The 18304-nt window shown below is 64.7% G+C and carries 19 protein-coding genes; 4 read left to right on the top strand and 15 right to left on the bottom strand.

Annotation, left to right across the window (positions count from 1 at the left end; translation table 11 throughout):
- Positions 1-18: 18 nt before the first annotated feature.
- Together L5G33_RS14210 and L5G33_RS14205 are read right to left on the bottom strand one after the other, a co-directional pair.
- Positions 19-756, bottom strand: coding sequence for a hypothetical protein (locus L5G33_RS14210; RefSeq protein WP_236998851.1), 738 nt, complete (start codon positions 754-756; stop codon positions 19-21).
- A gap of 110 nt (positions 757-866) precedes the next feature.
- Positions 867-1496, bottom strand: coding sequence for a carbonic anhydrase (locus L5G33_RS14205; RefSeq protein WP_236998850.1), 630 nt, complete (start codon positions 1494-1496; stop codon positions 867-869).
- On the opposite strand from L5G33_RS14205, the gene L5G33_RS14200 reads away from it, so the two are divergent.
- Positions 1495-2394: an HhH-GPD family protein gene (locus L5G33_RS14200; protein WP_236998849.1), complete on the top strand. Its 900-nt coding sequence runs from the start codon at positions 1495-1497 to the stop codon at positions 2392-2394. The two genes, L5G33_RS14205 and L5G33_RS14200, sit on opposite strands and share 2 nt — an antisense overlap.
- A 24-nt stretch (positions 2395-2418) precedes the next feature.
- On the opposite strand, the gene L5G33_RS14195 is transcribed toward L5G33_RS14200, so the two are convergent.
- Complete coding sequence (locus L5G33_RS14195) at positions 2419-3219, bottom strand: alpha/beta fold hydrolase (RefSeq protein ID WP_236998848.1); 801 nt, start codon at positions 3217-3219, stop codon at positions 2419-2421.
- 49 nt (positions 3220-3268) lie between these two features.
- Here L5G33_RS14195 and L5G33_RS14190 point away from each other — a divergent pair, with 49 nt between their 5' ends.
- Together L5G33_RS14190 and L5G33_RS14185 are read left to right on the top strand one after the other, a co-directional pair.
- Entirely contained in the window at positions 3269-3574 is a 306-nt protein-coding gene (locus L5G33_RS14190) for an antibiotic biosynthesis monooxygenase family protein (RefSeq protein WP_236998847.1), read from the top strand.
- A gap of 84 nt (positions 3575-3658) precedes the next feature.
- Entirely contained in the window at positions 3659-5107 is a 1449-nt protein-coding gene (locus tag L5G33_RS14185; protein WP_236998846.1) for an aldehyde dehydrogenase, read from the top strand.
- Positions 5108-5230: 123 nt separating this feature from the next.
- Here L5G33_RS14185 and L5G33_RS14180 read toward each other — a convergent pair whose 3' ends face one another.
- From L5G33_RS14180 to L5G33_RS14125, 12 genes are all read right to left on the bottom strand, one after another.
- The gene (locus L5G33_RS14180; protein ID WP_236998845.1) at positions 5231-5842 is read right to left on the bottom strand and encodes a hypothetical protein; all 612 of its coding nucleotides are present in this window, start codon (positions 5840-5842) and stop codon (positions 5231-5233) included.
- A complete protein-coding gene (locus tag L5G33_RS14175) occupies positions 5842-6678 on the bottom strand; it encodes an Rv1363c family protein (RefSeq protein WP_236998844.1) in 837 nt (278 codons plus the stop codon). The genes L5G33_RS14180 and L5G33_RS14175 overlap by 1 nt, the downstream gene beginning before the upstream one ends.
- The gene (locus tag L5G33_RS14170; RefSeq protein WP_236998843.1) at positions 6642-8066 is read right to left on the bottom strand and encodes an MCE family protein; all 1425 of its coding nucleotides are present in this window, start codon (positions 8064-8066) and stop codon (positions 6642-6644) included. Before L5G33_RS14170 ends, L5G33_RS14175 begins: the two co-directional genes overlap by 37 nt.
- A complete protein-coding gene (locus tag L5G33_RS14165; protein ID WP_236998842.1) occupies positions 8066-9349 on the bottom strand; it encodes an MlaD family protein in 1284 nt (427 codons plus the stop codon). The genes L5G33_RS14170 and L5G33_RS14165 overlap by 1 nt, the downstream gene beginning before the upstream one ends.
- Positions 9346-10602 (bottom strand): MCE family protein, encoded by a 1257-nt coding sequence (locus L5G33_RS14160; protein WP_236998841.1) that lies wholly within the window; start codon positions 10600-10602, stop codon positions 9346-9348. The genes L5G33_RS14165 and L5G33_RS14160 overlap by 4 nt, the downstream gene beginning before the upstream one ends.
- 1 nt (position 10603) lies before the next feature.
- On the bottom strand, positions 10604-11797 hold the full coding sequence (locus tag L5G33_RS14155; protein WP_236998840.1) for an MCE family protein: 1194 nt from the start codon (positions 11795-11797) through the stop codon (positions 10604-10606).
- On the bottom strand, positions 11794-12846 hold the full coding sequence (locus L5G33_RS14150) for an MCE family protein (RefSeq protein WP_236998839.1): 1053 nt from the start codon (positions 12844-12846) through the stop codon (positions 11794-11796). Before L5G33_RS14150 ends, L5G33_RS14155 begins: the two co-directional genes overlap by 4 nt.
- Complete coding sequence (locus L5G33_RS14145) at positions 12839-14014, bottom strand: MCE family protein (protein WP_236998838.1); 1176 nt, start codon at positions 14012-14014, stop codon at positions 12839-12841. Before L5G33_RS14145 ends, L5G33_RS14150 begins: the two co-directional genes overlap by 8 nt.
- Before the next feature lie 6 nt (positions 14015-14020).
- On the bottom strand, positions 14021-14872 hold the full coding sequence (locus L5G33_RS14140; RefSeq protein ID WP_236998837.1) for an MlaE family ABC transporter permease: 852 nt from the start codon (positions 14870-14872) through the stop codon (positions 14021-14023).
- Between the two features lie 2 nt (positions 14873-14874).
- A complete protein-coding gene (locus L5G33_RS14135) occupies positions 14875-15639 on the bottom strand; it encodes an MlaE family ABC transporter permease (protein WP_236998836.1) in 765 nt (254 codons plus the stop codon).
- 93 nt (positions 15640-15732) lie between these two features.
- Positions 15733-16623 (bottom strand): 3-oxoacyl-ACP reductase, encoded by an 891-nt coding sequence (locus tag L5G33_RS14130; protein WP_236998835.1) that lies wholly within the window; start codon positions 16621-16623, stop codon positions 15733-15735.
- A gap of 126 nt (positions 16624-16749) precedes the next feature.
- Positions 16750-16938 (bottom strand): ferredoxin, encoded by a 189-nt coding sequence (locus L5G33_RS14125; RefSeq protein ID WP_236998834.1) that lies wholly within the window; start codon positions 16936-16938, stop codon positions 16750-16752.
- A gap of 125 nt (positions 16939-17063) precedes the next feature.
- Between L5G33_RS14125 and L5G33_RS14120 the strand changes: the two genes are divergently transcribed.
- On the top strand, positions 17064-18284 hold the full coding sequence (locus L5G33_RS14120; protein ID WP_236998833.1) for an acyl-CoA dehydrogenase family protein: 1221 nt from the start codon (positions 17064-17066) through the stop codon (positions 18282-18284).
- The last annotated feature ends 20 nt before the right edge of the window (positions 18285-18304 follow it).

The following is an 18304-nucleotide window of genomic DNA, read 5'->3' as shown; positions in this document are numbered from 1 at the left end:
CTGCGAGTACGTCGGTCGTTACTGTTGCGCGGGTTTCACCACGTTGAACGTGATGGGCGCGGACTCTTTCTCGCCGACCTTGGCGACCGCCTGGTAGGCCCCTGCCGGGATCTGCACACGCGGTTTCTTGCAGCCGGGGTTGCTCGTGGTGCCCGACCACGTCGTGTCGTCGCTGACCTGCTGGCCCGGTGCGAGCAGCTGGACGTTGACGGCCTTGTCCGGTGCGCAGTCCTGGGCCGACCAGAGAGTGCGGGCTCCGTCGAGCGAGCGAACGATCACGTTCTGTGCATTCTTTCCGACGTCGCGGTTGCAGGCGGCGAGGCTGCCGTTGGTGGTCACGATGGTGAACACCGGCTGGTCGCCTTGCGTGTACGTCGGCTTGTCCGTGTACAGGACCACGGAGAGGCCCTGGTCCGAACAGGGGTTCTCGATCGGCGCGGTCACATCGCTGGTCGGTGCGGGCTCGGACGCCGGGGCGCTGGGGTCGCCGCCTGCGCCGTGTTCGCCGCCCCCGCTGGGCGCTTCACTGCTCGGCGCAGCACTCGTCGACGATTCGGCGGGTGCCGGAGCCTTCGGGGTCGTCGACGCCGACGAGGTCGCGGCGGCGTTCGCCGGATTGCCTTCGTCGTCGGACGAATTCCCCGCCCACACGATGAGTGCGATCACCACAGCGACGGCTACGACCCCGCCGACGATCGCGACGAGTCGACGTCGCCAATACACCTCGGGGGGCAGAGGACCCTGTGGTTCGATCACAGGTGCAACGGTATCGCCGCCACCACGGGATGGACGACGACGTCGTCGGCGTGTCGGAAGTTTATTCTCGCGGGAACCGAGCTATTGTGCTCGCCCGCCGATGTGCGACGTCAGCTCTGCGGCTGCTCGCCGATGTCGCCCACCACCTCGACGAGTTTCACCCGCCCGTCGTCCAGGCGGTAACTGAGGCCGACAATCGCGAGCTCGCCCGCGTCGACTCGGCTGGCGATGATCCGGCTGCGCTGCATGAGGACGTGCACCGTCTCCTGCACGTGGCGGGTGACGAACTCGAAGTACTCGGTGAGTCCTTCGCTGCGGCCGGCGAGGACGCTCGGCGTGACCTTCTCGACGATGTCACGCACGTAACCGCCGGGCAGGTTGAGATTGTCGAGCGCGTCGAGCGTCGCACCGACGGCTCCGCACTGGTCGTGCCCGAGGACGACGATCAACGGGACGTTGAGGAGGTCGGCACCGTATTCGATGGTGCCCATGACGGCCGAGTCGAGGACGTGGCCCGCGGTTCGGACGACGAACATGTCGCCGAGCCCCTGGTCGAAGATGATCTCGGCGGCCAGTCGTGAGTCGCCGCAACCGAACAGGACGACGTGGGGTGTCTGCCCGTTGACGAGTGCCTCACGGTCGGCGATACCCTGGCTCGGGTGAATGGGCTGGCTGTCAACGAAACGCTGATTGCCTTCCTTGAGAACTGTCCACGCTTGAGCCGGGGTGAGATTTTCCATGACTGATATTGTGCCACCGGACACAGTCCTCACCTGGTTCGGGGTCAACCACAGAGAGCTGCCGTGGCGCGAACCCGGCATCAGCGGATGGCAGATTCTGATCAGCGAGATCATGCTGCAGCAGACGCCTGTCTCGCGTGTCGTCGAACCGTGGACCCGCTGGGTGGAGCGTTGGCCGGTGCCATCGAAGATGGCCGCGGAGTCGGCAGGCGAAGTGGTCCGAGCTTGGGGGAAGCTCGGCTATCCGCGACGGGCGATGCGCTTGCACGAATGCTCCAAGGTGCTCGCCGAACAGTTCGACGACGTCGTCCCGCAGAACATCGACACCCTCCTGACACTGCCTGGAATCGGCGATTACACGGCTCGCGCCGTCGCATGTTTCGCGTATGGGCAGTCTGTGCCCGTGGTGGACGTCAACGTGCGTCGCGTCGTCGCGCGTGCCGTCCACGGCCGCCAACATCCGGGCAATCCGGCACGTCGAGACCTCGACGAGACGCAGGCGTTGTTCCCCCTCGCCGCCGACGGCTCACCCGCGCCCGAGACGCCGACGTTCAGCGCCGCGTTGATGGAGTTGGGCGCCCTCGTCTGCACAGCTCGCGAAGCACGCTGCGACGCCTGCCCCCTGGAGTCGACGTGCGAGTGGGTGCGGCTCGGCAAGCCGCCGCACGACGGCCCATCCCGACGTGTCCAGAAGTTCGAAGGCACCGATCGCCAAGCGCGCGGCCGGCTGCTCGATGTGCTCCGCGGCAGGCACGGGCCGGTCGAACGCACCGCTCTCGACCTGGCGTGGGAACGCGATCCCGGCCAGCGGGCTCGCGCCCTCGACTCACTGCTGGTCGACGGCCTCGTCGAAGTCACCGATGACGGACTGTTCTGCCTTGCCGGAGAAGCGAACTGAGCGCTCGGCCCGGACGTGACCGCACTAGACATACTCGCTGAGGAAGGCTTCGACGGCGCCACGGAAGACGCCCGGGGCGTCGTCGTGCAGGAGATGCCCGGCACCGTCCACACGAAGGTGCACCGATCCCTGTCGACGACGGGCCATCTCGGCCATCTGCCCGGGCGGCGTCACCGAGAAACCGGCCTCCAGCAGCAGCGCAGGCACCTCGACGGCATCCCACTCGTCCCAGAAGTGGCGGCCACCCCACTCTTCGGCGATGTCGGCCCACACAGGGATCGAACCGTGCAGACGGCCGTCGTCGAACGCCTCGTAGAAGTACCGGCCGGCGATCTCGCCGAACATCTCCACCGCGGCGGACTCATCGGGGAACTGGTCGGGCCACGTACTGAACCACGGCGTCCACGCGCCCGTCGTCCGACCACGGAAGTCCGGAGCCATGTCTTCGACGACGAGAGCCGACACCAGTTCCGGATACGCCGCCGCCGTGCACCACGAATGCAGCCCGCCCATCGAGTGCCCGATGAGGACTGCGGGCCCCCGGTCGATCCAGGTGATCGTCTCGGCGAGGTCGGCGACGAAGCGCTCGGTCGACACGTCGGAGGGGTCGACCGCGTCGGCCCCCTGATGGTTCGCCGCGTCGAAAGTGAACACGCGGCCGTATCGACGTAGCCACGGCACCTGTCGCCGCCACGTGCGTCCGCGACCCATCAGCCCGTGCACCAGGACGATCGCGCCGAATCCACCGTCCGCGACATCGAGGCCGCCGTGATCGAGAAGCCCGACGTCTGAGGTCGGCGACGAGTCGATCGGGTCCGGAGTCACAACGAACGACCCTATCGGCTTCCCGCCGTGCGCGCGTAGCCTCGGGTTCATGGCAATTGTGAAGATCAACGCAATCAGTGTCCCCGAAGGCGCAGGCGCCGAGCTCGAGAAGCGCTTCGGTGCTCGCGCGGGCACCGTCGACGGCGCCGCAGGATTCCTCGGCTTCCAGCTTCTACGTCCGACGAAGGGCGACGACCGGTACTTCGTCGTCACTCAGTGGGAGGACGAGGAGAGCTTCAACGCGTGGGCCGGCGGCGACGCGCGCGCTGCGCACAAGAGTGAGAAGAAGCCCGTCGCGACGGGTGCCGACCTTCTCGAGTTCGACGTCGTGATCGACGTCAAACCGAGCGCCTGAGGCAATCCGTAGCGACAACTTCTAGAACGTGTTCTACATCGTGCTCTAGTATCGAGGAAAACCCTCGATACCTCAGGAGCACGCATGACCGACCCGATCGAGACCACCAAGCTGTACATCGGCGGGAAGTGGGTGGACCCGCACTCCACGGAAGTGCTCGACGTCTTCTCGCCCGCAACGGGCGACAAGGTCGGGTCGGTCCCGAACTCCGACGCGACGGACGTCGACCGCGCGGTCCGCGCCGCCCGCGAATCCTTCGACTCCGGGGTCTGGCGCAATACTCCGCCTGCGCAACGAGCTGCGGTTATCCGGCGCGCCGTCGAGTTGATCAACGAGCGCGGTACTGAGCTGGCGACGCTCCTCTCAGCCGAGATGGGCGCCACTCCGGGCGATGTCGCGACCATCCAGCAGTTCGCGGGCACCGCGTGCCTGTCGGCATACGCGGACGCCGCCGACCAGTACACGTGGGAGGAGACCCGACCCGGGATTTTCGGCGAGACCCGGGTCATCCACGAGCCCGTCGGGGTCGTCGGCGCCATCATCGCGTGGAACGTTCCACTCTTCCTGTTCTGTAACAAGTTCGGCCCCGCTCTCGCGGCCGGCTGCTCCATCGTCCTCAAGCCTGCGCCCGAGACACCGCTCAACGCGAACGTCCTCGCCGAGATCTTCACCGAGGCGGGCGTCCCCGAAGGCGTCATCTCGATCGTTCCGGGCGGAGTCGAGACCGGGCAGGCGCTCGTCGAGCATCCGGAGATCGACAAGATCACGTTCACCGGATCGACGCGGGCCGGCCAGCAGATCGCATCGCGCTGCGGCGAACAGCTCAAGCGTTACTCGCTGGAGCTCGGCGGCAAGTCGGCGGCCATCGTCCTCGACGACGCCGACATCGAAGCCAGTGCCCCCATGTTGATCTTCTCCGGACTGCTCAACGCGGGACAGGCATGCGTCGCGCAGACTCGCGTGCTCGTCCCCCGCGCGCGCCACGACGAGATCGTGGACGCCATGGTCGCCGTCGCGTCCACCTTCACCCCCGGCATGCCGGACGATCCGGAGACCAAGGTCGGCCCGATCATCAACAACAAGCAGCACGAGAAGGTGTCCGGGTACATCGCCAAGGGGAAAGCGGAAGGCGCCACCGCGGTCCTTGAAGTCCCCGCACCCGCAGGCAACTTCATCGGACCGACGATCTTCACCGGAGTCACCAACGACATGACGATCGCTCGCGAGGAGATCTTCGGGCCGGTCATCAGCGTCATCGCCTACGACGACGTCGATGAGGCGATCGCCATCGCCAACGACTCCGATTACGGGCTCGCCGGTTCGGTGTGGACGCAGGACATCGACAAGGGCCTCGACGTCGCCCGACAGGTGCGTACCGGCACCTTCGGCATCAACTGGTACTCGATCGACCCAGCGTCGCCGTTCGGCGGCTACAAGAAGTCCGGCATCGGACGCGAGAACGGCAAGGAAGGCCTCGAGAGCTACCTCGAGCACAAGGCCGTCGTCATGCCGATGGGCTACACGAGCAGTTAGCCTCCCGGCCCGAAAACACCTCCGGGCCGGAAGACACCGGGAGCGTATCGAGACCGTCGGTCTCGATACGCTCCCTTTCGCGGTGCGCCCACCGCCTGCTGCGTCAGCCCGTGGGCTGTGGACTCACGGGGCCGCTGGGGCCTGGGACGTCTGGGGCGCCGGGCTGGACGGCGCCGGAATCGGGACCGCGCCTGACGGGGCCGCCCCGTCGGACTGCTGTACCCGGGAGGACAGCGAGTCGTCAGTGAGGATATCGATGGCCGAGATCAACCACTTGCCGTCCCGTTTGACCATGTCGTAGACGATCCGACTCTGGTCGATCTGGACTTCTTCCTCGTTCGTGTTCCGCGACGTCGACAGGTTCAGATAGACCAAGACCTTCGCCGTGTCGCGTGTGTTCTCCATGACGCCTGCGCCCTCGACCTTGGCGACGGCGACAATCTTGTCCTTCTTCACGCCGTCGACGATCTTGTACTCGGTGACGTTCTTCTGCATCTCCTGCTTGGCCGAACCCGTCAGGAATCCCATCGTCTCGTTGATGTTGTCCGACACCGTCTTCGGGTCGCGGCCGAACATCGTGACGGTGTACTCCTGCGCAGACGCGACCGCGGACTCGCGCGCATCCTCTTCGGCGTTCATGGTCCAGTAGCGGACACCGGTGAAGACGGCTGCGGCGACGGCAGCCACGAGCAGCACCCCGGCACCTGCCAGGAGCAATCGCAACTTCCCGCTCATCAGCCCACCCACTCGTAGTTCGTCAGTTTCATGTCATCGTTGATCTGCGTGATGTCGATACGCGATCGGAACGTCTCGATGACAGGCTTATCCGGAGCTTCGGGTGCCGTGCTCTCCCACACGAATACGACCAGTACCGAGCCCGTGTCCTCGTCGGCCTTCTCCACTGCCGACGCGACGACCGTGGTCTTGGTCTTCATGTCGTCTTCCCGGATCAGGTCGGTCGCTTGTTTCATCGACTCACGCATCTCCTGCAGCGCGCGACCACTCGTGTGCTTGTTCATGAAGTCGAGCATGCTGTCGGCATTGTCTTTGTTGAGGGTGGTCAGTTTGACGACCACCTCCTGTGCGAACTGGTCGTATTCGGCTCGTAGTTCGCGCTTGTCGTCGATGCGCGCCGAGGCCGTTGCGAAGACAACGCTCAAGACGACGGCCGCGACGAGAACGATCACACCGAGCGCTCCGGCTACGGCAATGATCACCGTGCTCGACGACGACCTTCCCGACCCGACCGGAGCCTTGACAGACGGTCGGCGGTCCCGGTACGAGACGCCCCGAGTCCGGTCGTCGGCCGACACAGCGGGTTCATCGGCGGCATCTTCCGGTTGCGGCGCCTCGTCTGTCTCGGACGCTCCAGCGTCTGCGGGCGTCTGGTCGGCACCCGCCGTCTGGTCGGGTTCGGCAGCGTCCTTCTTGCCGGGCTTCCGCCGACGAGCGAGTGGACTCGTCCGTTTGACCGCGGCCTTCTGCGCGTCCTCGTCTGGGCCTGGGCCCCCGTCTGGACCTGAGCCTGGGGACCTCAGGACTCCACCGTCTTCGTGATCAGTTCGTACCATTTCTTCTTCTGGTTGCTGTTGTCGGTGCCGTACTGCGTCGAGTACTGCTTACCGTCGGGTCCGATGAACTTGCCCGTCTCCGGATCGTACGTCGTGCCGTAGGTGGCGGGCGTCGGGTCATGATCGGTAGGTGTGCCGGGAACGACATAGCCGGCCGGCTGCTTCGGCAGGTCCGTCCCGGGGAAGCCGTTCGGGAGTGCGACGTTGTCGCGATCGGACGGCACGTACCCGGTCCGGCACTCCTCCGGAGTCGGTGCACGACGACCGGGGAACTCCACGCACGGGAAGTTTCGGGCGCCGCGGACCGAGTTCTGCGCGTCCTGCGGCAACCGGCAGAGCATGCCCGGCGGCAAATCCTGTGCCGTGGTCGCGGAGGGGAAACGCCATTCGGACGGCGGCAGGAAGCCGACGGTGCACGTCGGCGGATCCTGGAATCCGAGTCCGAAGCTCACGTTCGGTCCGTGCCTGCTGGAACCGGTGTTGATCGCGGTGATCAGCGCCGACAGCACACGCGGATACAGCACGACGGTCTGTTGCAGATTCGGCAGATAAATGCGCAGAGTCTGCGCGGAGACCTTCAGGTTCGCCATGCCGGAGATGAAGCTCGGGCCCATGTCATCGAACAGATCCTGCGCTTGGTTCGCGACGCCGGGCCCCTTCGCGAGGATGTCGGTGATATCCGGCTTGCTGGCCCGCAACTGGTCGGTGACCGTCGTGAGGTCGGCCGTCCACCCGCGGATCTGTGACGCGGTTCGGTTCTGCGTCGCGAGCAGCGGGCCGGCCTGCTTCACCAGGTCGACGGCGACATCGATGTTCTTGTGGAACGCACCGACGAACAGGACCATCGAATCCATCAGTCGAGACAGATCGTCGGCCGTTCCGTTGAACGCGGTGAACGCCTCGTCCATCACTTCGCGGATCCGGGTATCCCCGACCTCGGCAAGCAATGCGTCGGCCTGATCGAGCATCGTCGAGATCTCGACCGGCACATCGTCGGTCTTGACCTTCGAGCCGCCAGCCAACACCGTGCTCGACGGATCCTCCGGCGGAGTGAATTCGACGAACTGCTCGCCGATCGCGGACACGCTGCGGACAGCGGCCACCGAATTCTCCGGAATCTCGGTACCCGAGTCGATCGTCAAGTCAGCGACGACGCCGTCGCTCGTCAGTTTCACGCTGCTGACCTTGCCGACGTTGACGCCACGGAAGCTGACATTCGCATTCTGGTACAGCCCGCCCGTCGTCGGCATCGCCACCGACACGTCGAACGAGCCGAGGCCGAACATCTGCGGAATGCGGATGTAGAACACCGCGACAGCCACCAGCGAGACGATGGAGACGATGCTGAAGACGATGAGCTGCATGCGGACGAAGCCGGTGATCTTCATCAGTTGGCCCCGCTCTTCTTCGTCGTGCTGCTCGGCGTCTTCTTCGTCGTGCCCCGGTTGAGTTCAGCTGGAGTCGGGTTGTCCGGGTCCTTACGCTTGGGCGTCATGAGCCCCGGTGTCAGCGGCGATGTGAACGGGTTCGTTCCCCGCTTCGCGCCCGCCGCAGGCTTGCCGACTACGCCTTCGGGACCGGTGGTCACGGACGCGACCATCGTCTTGTTGAGTCGGCTCCAGGTTAGGTCGAGGACGAGGTCGGAGTTGACGTAGTCACCCTTGACGATCTCTGGAATCTTCTCCTCCACGAACGGGAACGTCAGCAAGATCCGCAGCGAGTTCGTCAGTGCGGGACCGGTCTGCGCCAACTGCTCGAGCAGCTTGCGCAGATTCGGCACGATCGTCTTGATGTCCTTGCTGTTCTCGTCGAGGATCCCGTTGACGGTCGACGAAAGGTTTCCGACGTTGTCGAGTGCCGTCGTCAGATTCTTCCGCTGGTCGACGAGGAGTTGAAGGATCTCCGGCGCCGAATCGAGAGCGCGTTCCACGGTGGGCGTCTGATCGTTGATCGCGGTGGTCAGCCGATCCATCCCCTCCATGGCCGAGATGATATTGCCGGTCTGCCCGTTCAAGTCCTTGACCAGGGTGTTCAACCGCGGAACCAGGGTTCGCAATTCGTCGTCGTTGTCGCCGAACACCTGGCTCAGCTCGTGCACCACGTCGCCGACCTGCGAGAGGCCGCCGCCGTTGAGGACGACCGACAGCGAACTCAGTACCTGCTCGGTGGTCGGGTACATGCAGGGATCCACCTGCTGAGCCGAGTTGATGTCGGCGACCGCCTTACCCTTCGGCGCGGCGATGTTGTCCTGGTCGGGACAGTTCGGCAAGGAGAGACGTCCGCCTGCCGAGAGATACTTGCCGGTCGGCTTGTCCGGCTCGACGATCGCGATGTGCGAGGAGCCGAGCACACTCGTCATCCCGATCATCGCGTGCGACCCCGTCTGGACTTTTACGCCCTTCTGCAGGCGCAGCGTGATCTCGGCGCTCCAGTCCTTGAGCTCGATGTCGCTGACGCTGCCGACCGTCGCATCCTTGATCATGACGGGTGCATTGCGGACCAGTCCCGCCGCCGTCGGAATCAGCGCGGTGATCGTGTACGCGCCGTCGCCGGTGCCGGCGGCTCCGATCGACGAGAGTGTCGTGACCGGTTCCATCCCACACGCGGTGACGGGGGCGAGCATGAGGACGCCTGCGATCAGCGCAGTGACCCGTGTACGAGAGCGCGTCATCTCTCACCTCCGAACGGTACGAGCAGATTCGCCAGCGGGTCGGGGGCAGCCTTGCGGCTGATCTCGTCACGATCGATGACGCCTTGCCGCGCCCTGGCCCGAACACTCGGGTTCTGATAGGTGATCTGGTCCGGCGTCGCAGCCCGACCGATCACCGGGTTGGCCATGAACGGAGGAAAGTTGACGACGACCTCCTTCATGATCGGCGCGACGAGATCGACACACTCCTCGACGTCGGCCTCGGTGTCACCGGGACGCTTGGTCGCTGCCATGCTGCCGCACAGCAGGGTGATCAGGTTGTTGCCCATGCCGAGGCCGAACACGCCGTCGAGCGCGCCGGTCAACGGGTTGTAGATGTTGTAAAAGTTCGCCAACTGGGTCGGAGCCGAATGCAGCAGGCCTTGTACCTGCTCGTCCTTCTTCTTGAGAGTCGCGGTCAGCTGGGACAGCCTGTCCACGGTCGAGACCACGGCCGAGCTGTTCTCGCCGAGGAAGCCTTCGAGTTCACCGATGGCCTCGTTGAGGTTGGTCATCGCGTCGCCCATCGCCTGGCTGCTGCCCGCGATCACCTGGCTCACCGATTCCATTCGGCCGTTGAACTGCACGATCTGCTCGTGGCTCGTCGACAGTTCCTCAGTCAACTTCTGCAAGCTCTTGACCGCGCTGAACACGTCGCCCCGGTTCTCCGAAAGGGTGCCCATCACCGACGACATCTGCTTGATCGACTCTGCGATGGCCGCGCCGTTGCCGTCGAGATTGTCTCCGATCACGTCGACGGCACGCGCCGCGGTCCCCTTGTCGGCGCCCTCCGGGCCGATCGCCTTGGTGAGCTCGGACAGTTGCTTCTTCACGTCGTCCCACTCCATCGGGACAGCGGTCCGCTCCATCGGGATGTCTGCGTCGTCGTTCAACTCGGGCCCCGTCGAATATCCCGGGCTGAGTTGAACGAACCGCCCCGACACCAACGACTGCGCGACGATGACCGCGCGCACGTCCGCCGGCAACGGCACGTCGTTGTCCACACGCATGACGACCTTGACGTCGCCCGACCGCGGTTCGATGGAGGCGACCTTTCCGATCGGGACACCGATGACACGCACCGAGTCGCCCTCGAACAGGCTGGACACCGTCTGGAAGTAGGCGGTCACGGTGCGCGTGGTCGCGCGCTGCACGCCGAACCAGACACCGCCCGCGATCAGGGCCAGAACGACGATCGCGGCAACGATCGCCCATACACGACGGGGGATACCCATGTCAGCGGCCTCCGTTCGGCTTCGGCGTCGACGTCGTCGGCGCTGCCGGAGTCGGGTATGTGCGTTTGGGCGTCTCGCGCGGGATGTCGGGCGCTCCCGCGTTCGGTCCCTGCTTCCAGTTCTTCAAGAAGATCGGGTTTCCAGAGAAGTCGTAGAAGTACTTGGCGGCCTCCGGGTACTTGCGCTGCATCACCTTCATGAACGTGCCCATGTAGTCACCGAACGTCGGCAGGCCGACCAGCGACGAGAAGTACGGTCCGGAGCTGACCGCCTCACCAAGGATGTTCGCGTACGGTCCCAGGTTGTCGATGGCTTTGCCGAAGTTCTCCTCGTTGTCGTTGAGAATGTCGAGGACACCGTTGAACTTGTCAAGCACCGGGCGCAACTGTTCCTCGTTGTCGTTGACGAACCCGGTGATCTCGGCCGCCACGTCCCGGGTGCCGCTGATCAACTCTCGGATCGCTGCCCGACGCATCTGCAGTTCGCCGAGCAGTGAATTGGCGTCGAGCAGCATCTGTCGGATCTGCTTGCTGCGCTTGCCCACGATGTCGGTGACGCCGCGAGCCCGATCGAGCAGTTCGTTGAGCGCATTATCGCGATCGGCGATCGCCTTGGACAGTCGACCGACTCCCTCGACGGCGCCCTGCACGTTGTCGGGAGTCTTGGCGAACGTGTCCGACATGGTCGATAGCGCCTTGTTGAGCTGGTCGGTGTCGGTCTCCTGCAGGGTGCTCGTCGCCTCGTCGAGAGCGTCGGTCAGCGTGTATGGCGACTCGGTGGCCTCCACGGGGATCGACTCGCCCGGTTCGATGCGCCCTTCGCCGAGCGGGGTCAAGGTCAGGTTGCGACGTCCCAGCACCGTCTCAGTCTTGATCGCGGCGCGCGACCGCTCGCCGAGCACCACGGTGTCGTTGAGACGGAACTTGATGCGCGCGCGCATTCCCTCGTCGGTGTGTTCCAGGGACAGACCTTCGACCTTGCCGACCTCGATGCCCGCGACCATCACCACGTCGCCGGATCCCAGCCCGCCGGCATCCTCGAAGTACACGTCGTAGGTGCTGATCTGCGACAGGAACGGAAGGCGGTCCAGTTGGAGTGCGCTGATGACGAGCATCGCGGTGACCAGCACACCGATCACGCCGACCGATGCCTTCGACCGCTTGGTTCGACGATCCGGAGTCTGCGCTTCACTCATTGCGAACACCTCCCGCCCTGCGACTTGTCGCCCATCGCGTCGATGGCGGTGAAGTAGTACTGGGTATTGCCGGGCCCGGGCATCAGCAGTCGGATCCGGCAGAAGTAGATCTGCAGCCACGAACCGTAGCTGCCCAGGTTCGACAGCTTCTTGAAGTCGCCGGGCAGGCGGGACAGCAGGTCCCGGATGAACGGTTCGGCCTTCAACGCGTTCCCCGACGTCGTGCCGAGTGCGCTCAGGGCCTTCTGTGTGTCGGGTCGGATGGCCCCCATTAGATCGGCGAGACCGGTGGTGGCGGAGGCGCTCTCGTCGATCGCCCGACCGATCACGCTCTTGTCGTCCGCCAGGCCGCTGATCAACTGTTGCATCCGGTCGACGCTCTGGTCGAGCCCCTGGTGGTCGGCTTCGAGCGTGCCGAGCGTCGTATTCAAGTTGTCGATGACGCTGCCGATCAGCTTGTCGCGGTCGGCGATCTCGTTGGTGAACGACGCCGTGTTCGCAAGCAGCGTGTTGAGCGAGCCACCCTGTCCTTGGAACACCGCGATGAGAGCCGAGGAAAGCTTGTTGACCTCGTCTGCGTTCATCGTGCGGAACAGCGGCTTGAAGCCACCCAGCAGTTTGTCGAGGTCGAGCGCCGGCTGCGTCCGTTCGATCGGGATCTCACCCCCGGGAGCCATCGCCGTGTTGAGATCGCCGCCGCCCGGTTGAATCTCGAGGTATCGGTCGCCGGTGAGGTTCTCGTATCGGACGAGTGCCCGCGCCGATTCGGGAAGCCGGTAGTTCTCGTTGACGGTGAACTCGACGTGAGCCAGGTTGTCTTCGGTCAGGTCGATGCCCTGCACCGTGCCGACGTCGATGCCCGCGATCTTCACGGCACTGCCCGACTTCATGGCTGACGCACTCGTGAACATCGCCGAGTACGTGTTGGTTCCACCGCTCTGATACTTGCTGAACACGATCACCAGGCCGGCCATCACCAGCAGCATGACCACCACGAACGTACCGAGTTTGATGATTGTTGCGCGGAATGCGCGTGCGCGTTTATCCACGAGGCGTACCCCCGAAAAGCAGGCTGAAAAGCTTCGCCGACTGCACCTTGGGAGTGGTGCGCGGCTGGTAGGGCTGCTCAGCGTTATCGATCACGTAGAAGCCGACCTTCTCCTTGTCGGTGATGTCGGAGAGTCCGCCCTGACAGGTCGGCGGCCCGTTGCCGCCCACTTCGGGCAGATCCTGCGGATACCGGTACGGGTCTTGGCCTGGAATGAGCCCCGCGTCGAGCAGGAGCATCCCGTTGCGGCCGCCGAGGAACGGCACCGCCACATCGGCGGCGTCGCTGCCCGCGGTGATGAAGCATCGCAGACCCGGAGCCTGATAACCGAGCAGCTTGGTGACCGGGTTCAGGTCGCTGAGCGTGCTCATCAAGTCCTTCTTGCTCTTGCTGAGCACACCGTTGCCGCTGCGGGCCATACCGGTGACGTTGATCAGCAGACTGTCCAGGTTCGACGAGTTCTCCACCAGGGTGTTGCCGACGACGGTCGCATTGTCGACCGTCCGCATCAGGTCGGGCATCACGTCTGCGTACACGTTCGTCACGCCGGCCGCCTCGTCGAACAGGCGGTTCAGTTCGGGCAAATTCTCGTTGGTCTTGCCGAGGACCTGGTTCAGCTGGACGAGTGCGTCGCCGATCTGTTTGCCGCGTCCGGACAGGGCATCGTCGACCGCACCGAGGACCACATTCATCTTGTCTGGCTCGGTCTTAGCGAGCAGTCCGACGAGTTGCTGGTACACGGTGTTGAGTTCGACCACCACGTGGTCGGCTTTGATCTCAGTGCCTGCGGTGAGGGTTCCGCGCGGGCCGTCCGCGGGGACCACCAGGTTGACCGCCTTGGCTCCGAAGACGGTGTTCGACTTGATGTCGGCGCGAACGTTCGCCGGGATCGACGACAACTGCCCAGCGTCCATGTTGAGTTTGAGCTCGGCCTGGTCGCCGACCTCCCGGACGCTCGCGACGCGGCCCACGGTGACGCCCCGAAGCTTCACCTTCGCGTCGGGGTTCATCACGAGCCCGGCGCGCGGCGCGAACAACGTCACCGACTTCGTGTCCTGGAACCAACCGAGGAACTGTCCGGCGGCGAGCGCGACGATGACGACGAGAGAACCGACCATGATCGTCGCGGCGAGCTTGCGCACACCGTTTCCACGAGCTTTATAGGCCATATCTACTCACCCGGCCAAGTTGAAGTTGCCGTCGGAGCCGTAGATGGCGAGCGACGTGAGGAGGGTGATGACGACGACTACGACCAGCGACGCGCGGACCGCGTTGCCCACGGCGACGCCGACGCCGACGGGGCCGCCGGACGCATTGAAGCCGTAGTAGGTGTGGATCAACATGACCGCGACGGCCATACAGATGGCCTGTACGAACGACCAGAGGATGTCCGACGGGATCAAGAATGTCGAGAAGTAGTGGTCGTAGACGCCGCCGGACTGTCCGTACAGGAACACGGTCGCGAACCGGCTCGCGATGAACGACGCGAGTGCGGCGAGCGAGTACAGCGGGATGATCGCGACGAGGCCCGCGACGATTCGGGTACTGACCAGGAACGGGATGGACGAAATGGCCATCACTTCCAGCGCGTCGATCTCCTCGCTCACCCGCATCGCACCTAGCTGCGCTGTCGCACCGGCGCCGATGGTGGCCGCCAACCCGATGCCTGCGATGACGGGAACCGCGATGCGGACGTTGATGAACGCGGAGAAGAAGCCGGTCAACGCCTCCACGCCGATGTTCGCGAGCGAGCTGTAGCCCTGGACGGCGATGGTGCCGCCGGTGAACAGCGTCAGGAAGCCGACGACGACGACGGTGCCGCCGATCATGGCGAGCGCGCCGGTGCCCATCGAGATCTCGGCGATCAGGCGCAGCGTCTCCTTCTTGTACAGCCGCAGTGCCCGCGGGATCGAGATGATCGAATCCCAGTAGAAGAGGGCCTGGTCGCCGATCTTGTTCCAGTCCTCGCCCGCACGCTTGATCGCGACACGAGCGGTGAGGAGTCGTGTAGTTCCCGGAAGTACCATCGTCAGCCCATCGTCACTTTCAGTCCGACCGCGGTCACAACCACGTTGACGACGAACAACGCCATGAACGAGTAGACGACCGTCTCGTTCACCGCGTCGCCGACACCCTTGGCTCCGCCCTTCACATTCAGTCCGCGATAGCAGCCCACGAGGCCCGCGAACAGGCCGAACAGCGCGGCTTTGATCATTGAGATGACGAGTTCGCCGAGTCCGGTGAGCAGAGTCAGGTTGGCGATGAACGCACCCGGGTTCACGTCTTGCAGGTACACCGAGAACACGAAGCCGCCTGCGATGCCGATCGTGCAGACCAGGCTGTTGAGCAGCAGCGCGACACCGGTCGAGGCGACCACACGTGGCACGACGAGCCTGTGGATCGGATTGATGCCGAGTACGCGCATCGCGTCGATCTCTTCGCGAATGGTCCGCGCACCGAGGTCGGCACAGATCGCGGTCGCACCGGCGCCCGCAACGATGAGCACAGTCACGATCGGCCCGATCTGGGTGATGGTGCCGAGTGCTGCGCCCGCGCCGGACAAGTCCTGGGCCCCGATTTCGCGAAGCAGGATGTTCAACGTGAAACTGACAAGAACGGTGAACGGGATGGCCACGAGAAGTGTCGGCACCAACGAGACCCGGGCGATCGCCCACGACTGCTCGACCGTCTCGCGGAATTGGAACGGTCGCCGGAAGAGCTCTCTAGCAGCTTCGACAGCCAGCGCCACGAAGTCGCCGACGCCGTTCATCGGAGCAGCCAGCCTGGTCAGCAAGTCCCCTCCTCCCACCGGTGAAGGCAACCTATCATGGGCAGCCGACACTTCAGTGGCACTATTCGACATCGACGATTCACCGGACTATCCGCCCTAATCCATCAACTCGGACGCCGAGAATGTCTCTTTCCCTGCGGGCGAGGCGAAGTACGGCGACAACGATCCGGCGAGCGTCTCGGGAGTCCACTCGTCACCGTCGGCCTCGAACACTTCGCGGATCGTCGGCGCGGCCATCAGAGTGACTTTCGGTCCGTAAACGACGAAGACCTGCCCCGAGACGTTCTGTGCTTCCGGGCTCGCAAGGTATCGCACCAGTGCGACGACATGCTCGGGCGACAGCGGATCGACTCCCCCGTCTGGCGCGTCGCCGAAGACGCTCGCCGTCATGGCGGTACGCGCGCGCGGGCAGATTGCGTTGGCCGTGACCCCGTACCGCGACAGCGCCCGCGAGGCCGACAGAGTCAACGCGGTGATACCCGCTTTCGCCGCACCGTAGTTCGCCTGGCCGGCCGGACCGAGAAGACCAGCCTCCGATGACGTGTTGACGATTCGCCCGTAGACGGGCGCACCCGCGGCCTTCGACGTCGCGCGCCAATGCGCCGCTGCGTTCCGGTTGAGCAGGAAGTGGCCGCGCAGGTGGACGTTCAGCACGAGGTCCCACTCGTCGTCGGACATATTGAAAAGCATCGTGTCGCGGGTGATCCCGGCATTGCTCATCACGACGTCTAGCCCACCGAGATCATCAGTGGCTGTACGCATGATCTCCCGCGCTGTCGCCGCGTCGGAGATATCACCCGCCACACGGACCGCCGAGCCGCCCGCCGACGAGATGATGTCGAAGACGTCGCTCGCATCCAGTGCGCGGTCGAGGTCATTGACGATGACCGTCGCCCCGTCCGCCGCCAACCCGATAGCTTCGGCCCGTCCGAGACCACCTCCGGCGCCGGTGACGACAGCCACCTTGCCCTCTAACGTTCCACCCACTCTGCAAACCCTTCTCCGCGTCGCGCCTGACGGCGCCGATCGTCTTACACCGCGACTCACACTAGAACATGTTCTAACAAATCGGCCAGCATCTCTTGAAATACCTTGACGCAGACCGGACTTCGATCACTCGATCGACAGCGCCGAGCGCGGACACGACGCGACAACCTGACGCATCTCCTCCGCTCGGGACTCAGGCAGATCTTCATCGAGAATCACCAGGTAATCATTATCGTCCAGGTCGAACACGTCGGGCGCCATGCCCACACACACCGCGTTCGACTCGCACAGGTCGAAATCGCACTTCACTCGCATTGCATCCTCCTCGAGGTCCCCTGCCCGCTGGTTGACGGGCTCGGCACTTTCACGTTAGAACGTGTTTCAGAAGTAGCCAACCATACCGGCGCGCAAGCGTCTCGAGGATCGCAGGAGAACCACCCATGCGCATCGCGTACACAGCCGAGCAGGAGGAGCTGCGCCGCGAGTTGCGCTCCTACTTTAGCGACCTCATGACTCCGGACCGCCGTGCGGCCCTGACCGGCGGAGACGGGGAGATCGGCGAAGGAGACGCCTACCGCGACGTCGTCCGCCAGATGGGCGCCGACGGGTGGCTCGCACTCGGCTGGCCGACCGAGTTCGGCGGTGCGAACCGGTCGATGATGGACCAGTTGATCTTCACCGACGAAGCGGCGATCGCGGGTGCGCCGGTCCCGTTCCTCACGATCAATTCGGTGGCGCCGACGATCATGCACTACGGGACGCCCGAGCAGAAGGAGTTCTTCCTGCCGAAGATCGCTGCGGGGGAACTGCACTTCTCGATCGGATACTCGGAGCCGGGCGCGGGCACTGATCTCGCGTCACTGCGCACCACCGCGGTGCGCGACGGTGACGAGTACGTGATCAACGGCCAGAAGATGTGGACGAGCCTCATTCCCTACGCCGACTACGTGTGGCTGGCCTGCCGAACCGATTCGGGCGCCGATGCGAACGCGGACAGCGAGTCGGGGAAGCGCCCCAGCAAGCACAAGAGCATCTCGATGCTGGTGGTCCCGACTGCGGCACAGGGGTTCTCGTACACACCGGTCCACACGATGTCCGGTGTCGACACGAGCGCCACCTACTACCAGGACGTGCGCGTTCCGACGAGTTCGATCGTCGGCGAGGAAGGCGGAGGCTGGTCGCTCATCACCAACCAGCTCAACCACGAGCGGGTCGCACTGTGCAGCGCGGCTCCGATCCAGACCGCGCTCAACGAGACCCTGGCGTTCGCGCGGCAGCAACCGTACGGCGGCGGCAAGCTCATCGACGTCAGTTGGGTTCAGGCAAACCTGGCGCGCGTGCATGCGAAGGTCGAGTTCCTCAAGCTCGTCAACTGGAAGATCGCTTCGATCGCCGCGCAGGGCGGCTCGCCCTCGCCCGCGGACGCATCGGCAACGAAGGTGTTCGGCACGGAGTTCGCCACCGAGGCGTACCGCCAGCTGATGGAGGTGACCGGCCCGGCGGCCACTCTGCGCCAGGGCTCGGCCGGCGCACATCTGCAAGGCCGCCTGGAACGCTTCGCGCGGACGTCGCTGATCCTCACGTTCGGCGGCGGAACCAACGAGATCCAACGCGACATCATCGGCATGCTCGCCCTCGGCCTTCCGCCCGCCCGACGCTGACCCCTCTAAGGAACATCGAC

This window comes from Gordonia liuliyuniae, from assembly GCF_021738805.1.
Classification (GTDB): domain Bacteria; phylum Actinomycetota; class Actinomycetes; order Mycobacteriales; family Mycobacteriaceae; genus Gordonia; species Gordonia liuliyuniae.
The sequence above is the reverse complement of the archived record's forward strand: the minus strand, read 5'-3'. Positions and strand labels throughout refer to the sequence as shown.

What these genes read in the sequence shown, in the direction of transcription:
- L5G33_RS14200 (WP_236998849.1), top strand. Translation starts at nt 1,495, where the DNA reads ATGACTGATATTGTGCCACCGGACACAGTCCTCACCTGGTTCGGGGTC.
- L5G33_RS14205 (WP_236998850.1), bottom strand. Translation starts at nt 1,496, where the DNA reads ATGGAAAATCTCACCCCGGCTCAAGCGTGGACAGTTCTCAAGGAAGGC.
- L5G33_RS14190 (WP_236998847.1), top strand. Translation starts at nt 3,269, where the DNA reads ATGGCAATTGTGAAGATCAACGCAATCAGTGTCCCCGAAGGCGCAGGC.
- L5G33_RS14185 (WP_236998846.1), top strand. Translation starts at nt 3,659, where the DNA reads ATGACCGACCCGATCGAGACCACCAAGCTGTACATCGGCGGGAAGTGG.
- L5G33_RS14180 (WP_236998845.1), bottom strand. Translation starts at nt 5,842, where the DNA reads ATGAGCGGGAAGTTGCGATTGCTCCTGGCAGGTGCCGGGGTGCTGCTC.
- L5G33_RS14175 (WP_236998844.1), bottom strand. Translation starts at nt 6,678, where the DNA reads ATGGTACGAACTGATCACGAAGACGGTGGAGTCCTGAGGTCCCCAGGC.
- L5G33_RS14170 (WP_236998843.1), bottom strand. Translation starts at nt 8,066, where the DNA reads ATGAAGATCACCGGCTTCGTCCGCATGCAGCTCATCGTCTTCAGCATC.
- L5G33_RS14165 (WP_236998842.1), bottom strand. Translation starts at nt 9,349, where the DNA reads ATGACGCGCTCTCGTACACGGGTCACTGCGCTGATCGCAGGCGTCCTC.
- L5G33_RS14160 (WP_236998841.1), bottom strand. Translation starts at nt 10,602, where the DNA reads ATGGGTATCCCCCGTCGTGTATGGGCGATCGTTGCCGCGATCGTCGTT.
- L5G33_RS14155 (WP_236998840.1), bottom strand. Translation starts at nt 11,797, where the DNA reads ATGAGTGAAGCGCAGACTCCGGATCGTCGAACCAAGCGGTCGAAGGCA.
- L5G33_RS14145 (WP_236998838.1), bottom strand. Translation starts at nt 14,014, where the DNA reads ATGGCCTATAAAGCTCGTGGAAACGGTGTGCGCAAGCTCGCCGCGACG.
- L5G33_RS14140 (WP_236998837.1), bottom strand. Translation starts at nt 14,872, where the DNA reads ATGGTACTTCCGGGAACTACACGACTCCTCACCGCTCGTGTCGCGATC.
- L5G33_RS14125 (WP_236998834.1), bottom strand. Translation starts at nt 16,938, where the DNA reads ATGCGAGTGAAGTGCGATTTCGACCTGTGCGAGTCGAACGCGGTGTGT.
- L5G33_RS14120 (WP_236998833.1), top strand. Translation starts at nt 17,064, where the DNA reads ATGCGCATCGCGTACACAGCCGAGCAGGAGGAGCTGCGCCGCGAGTTG.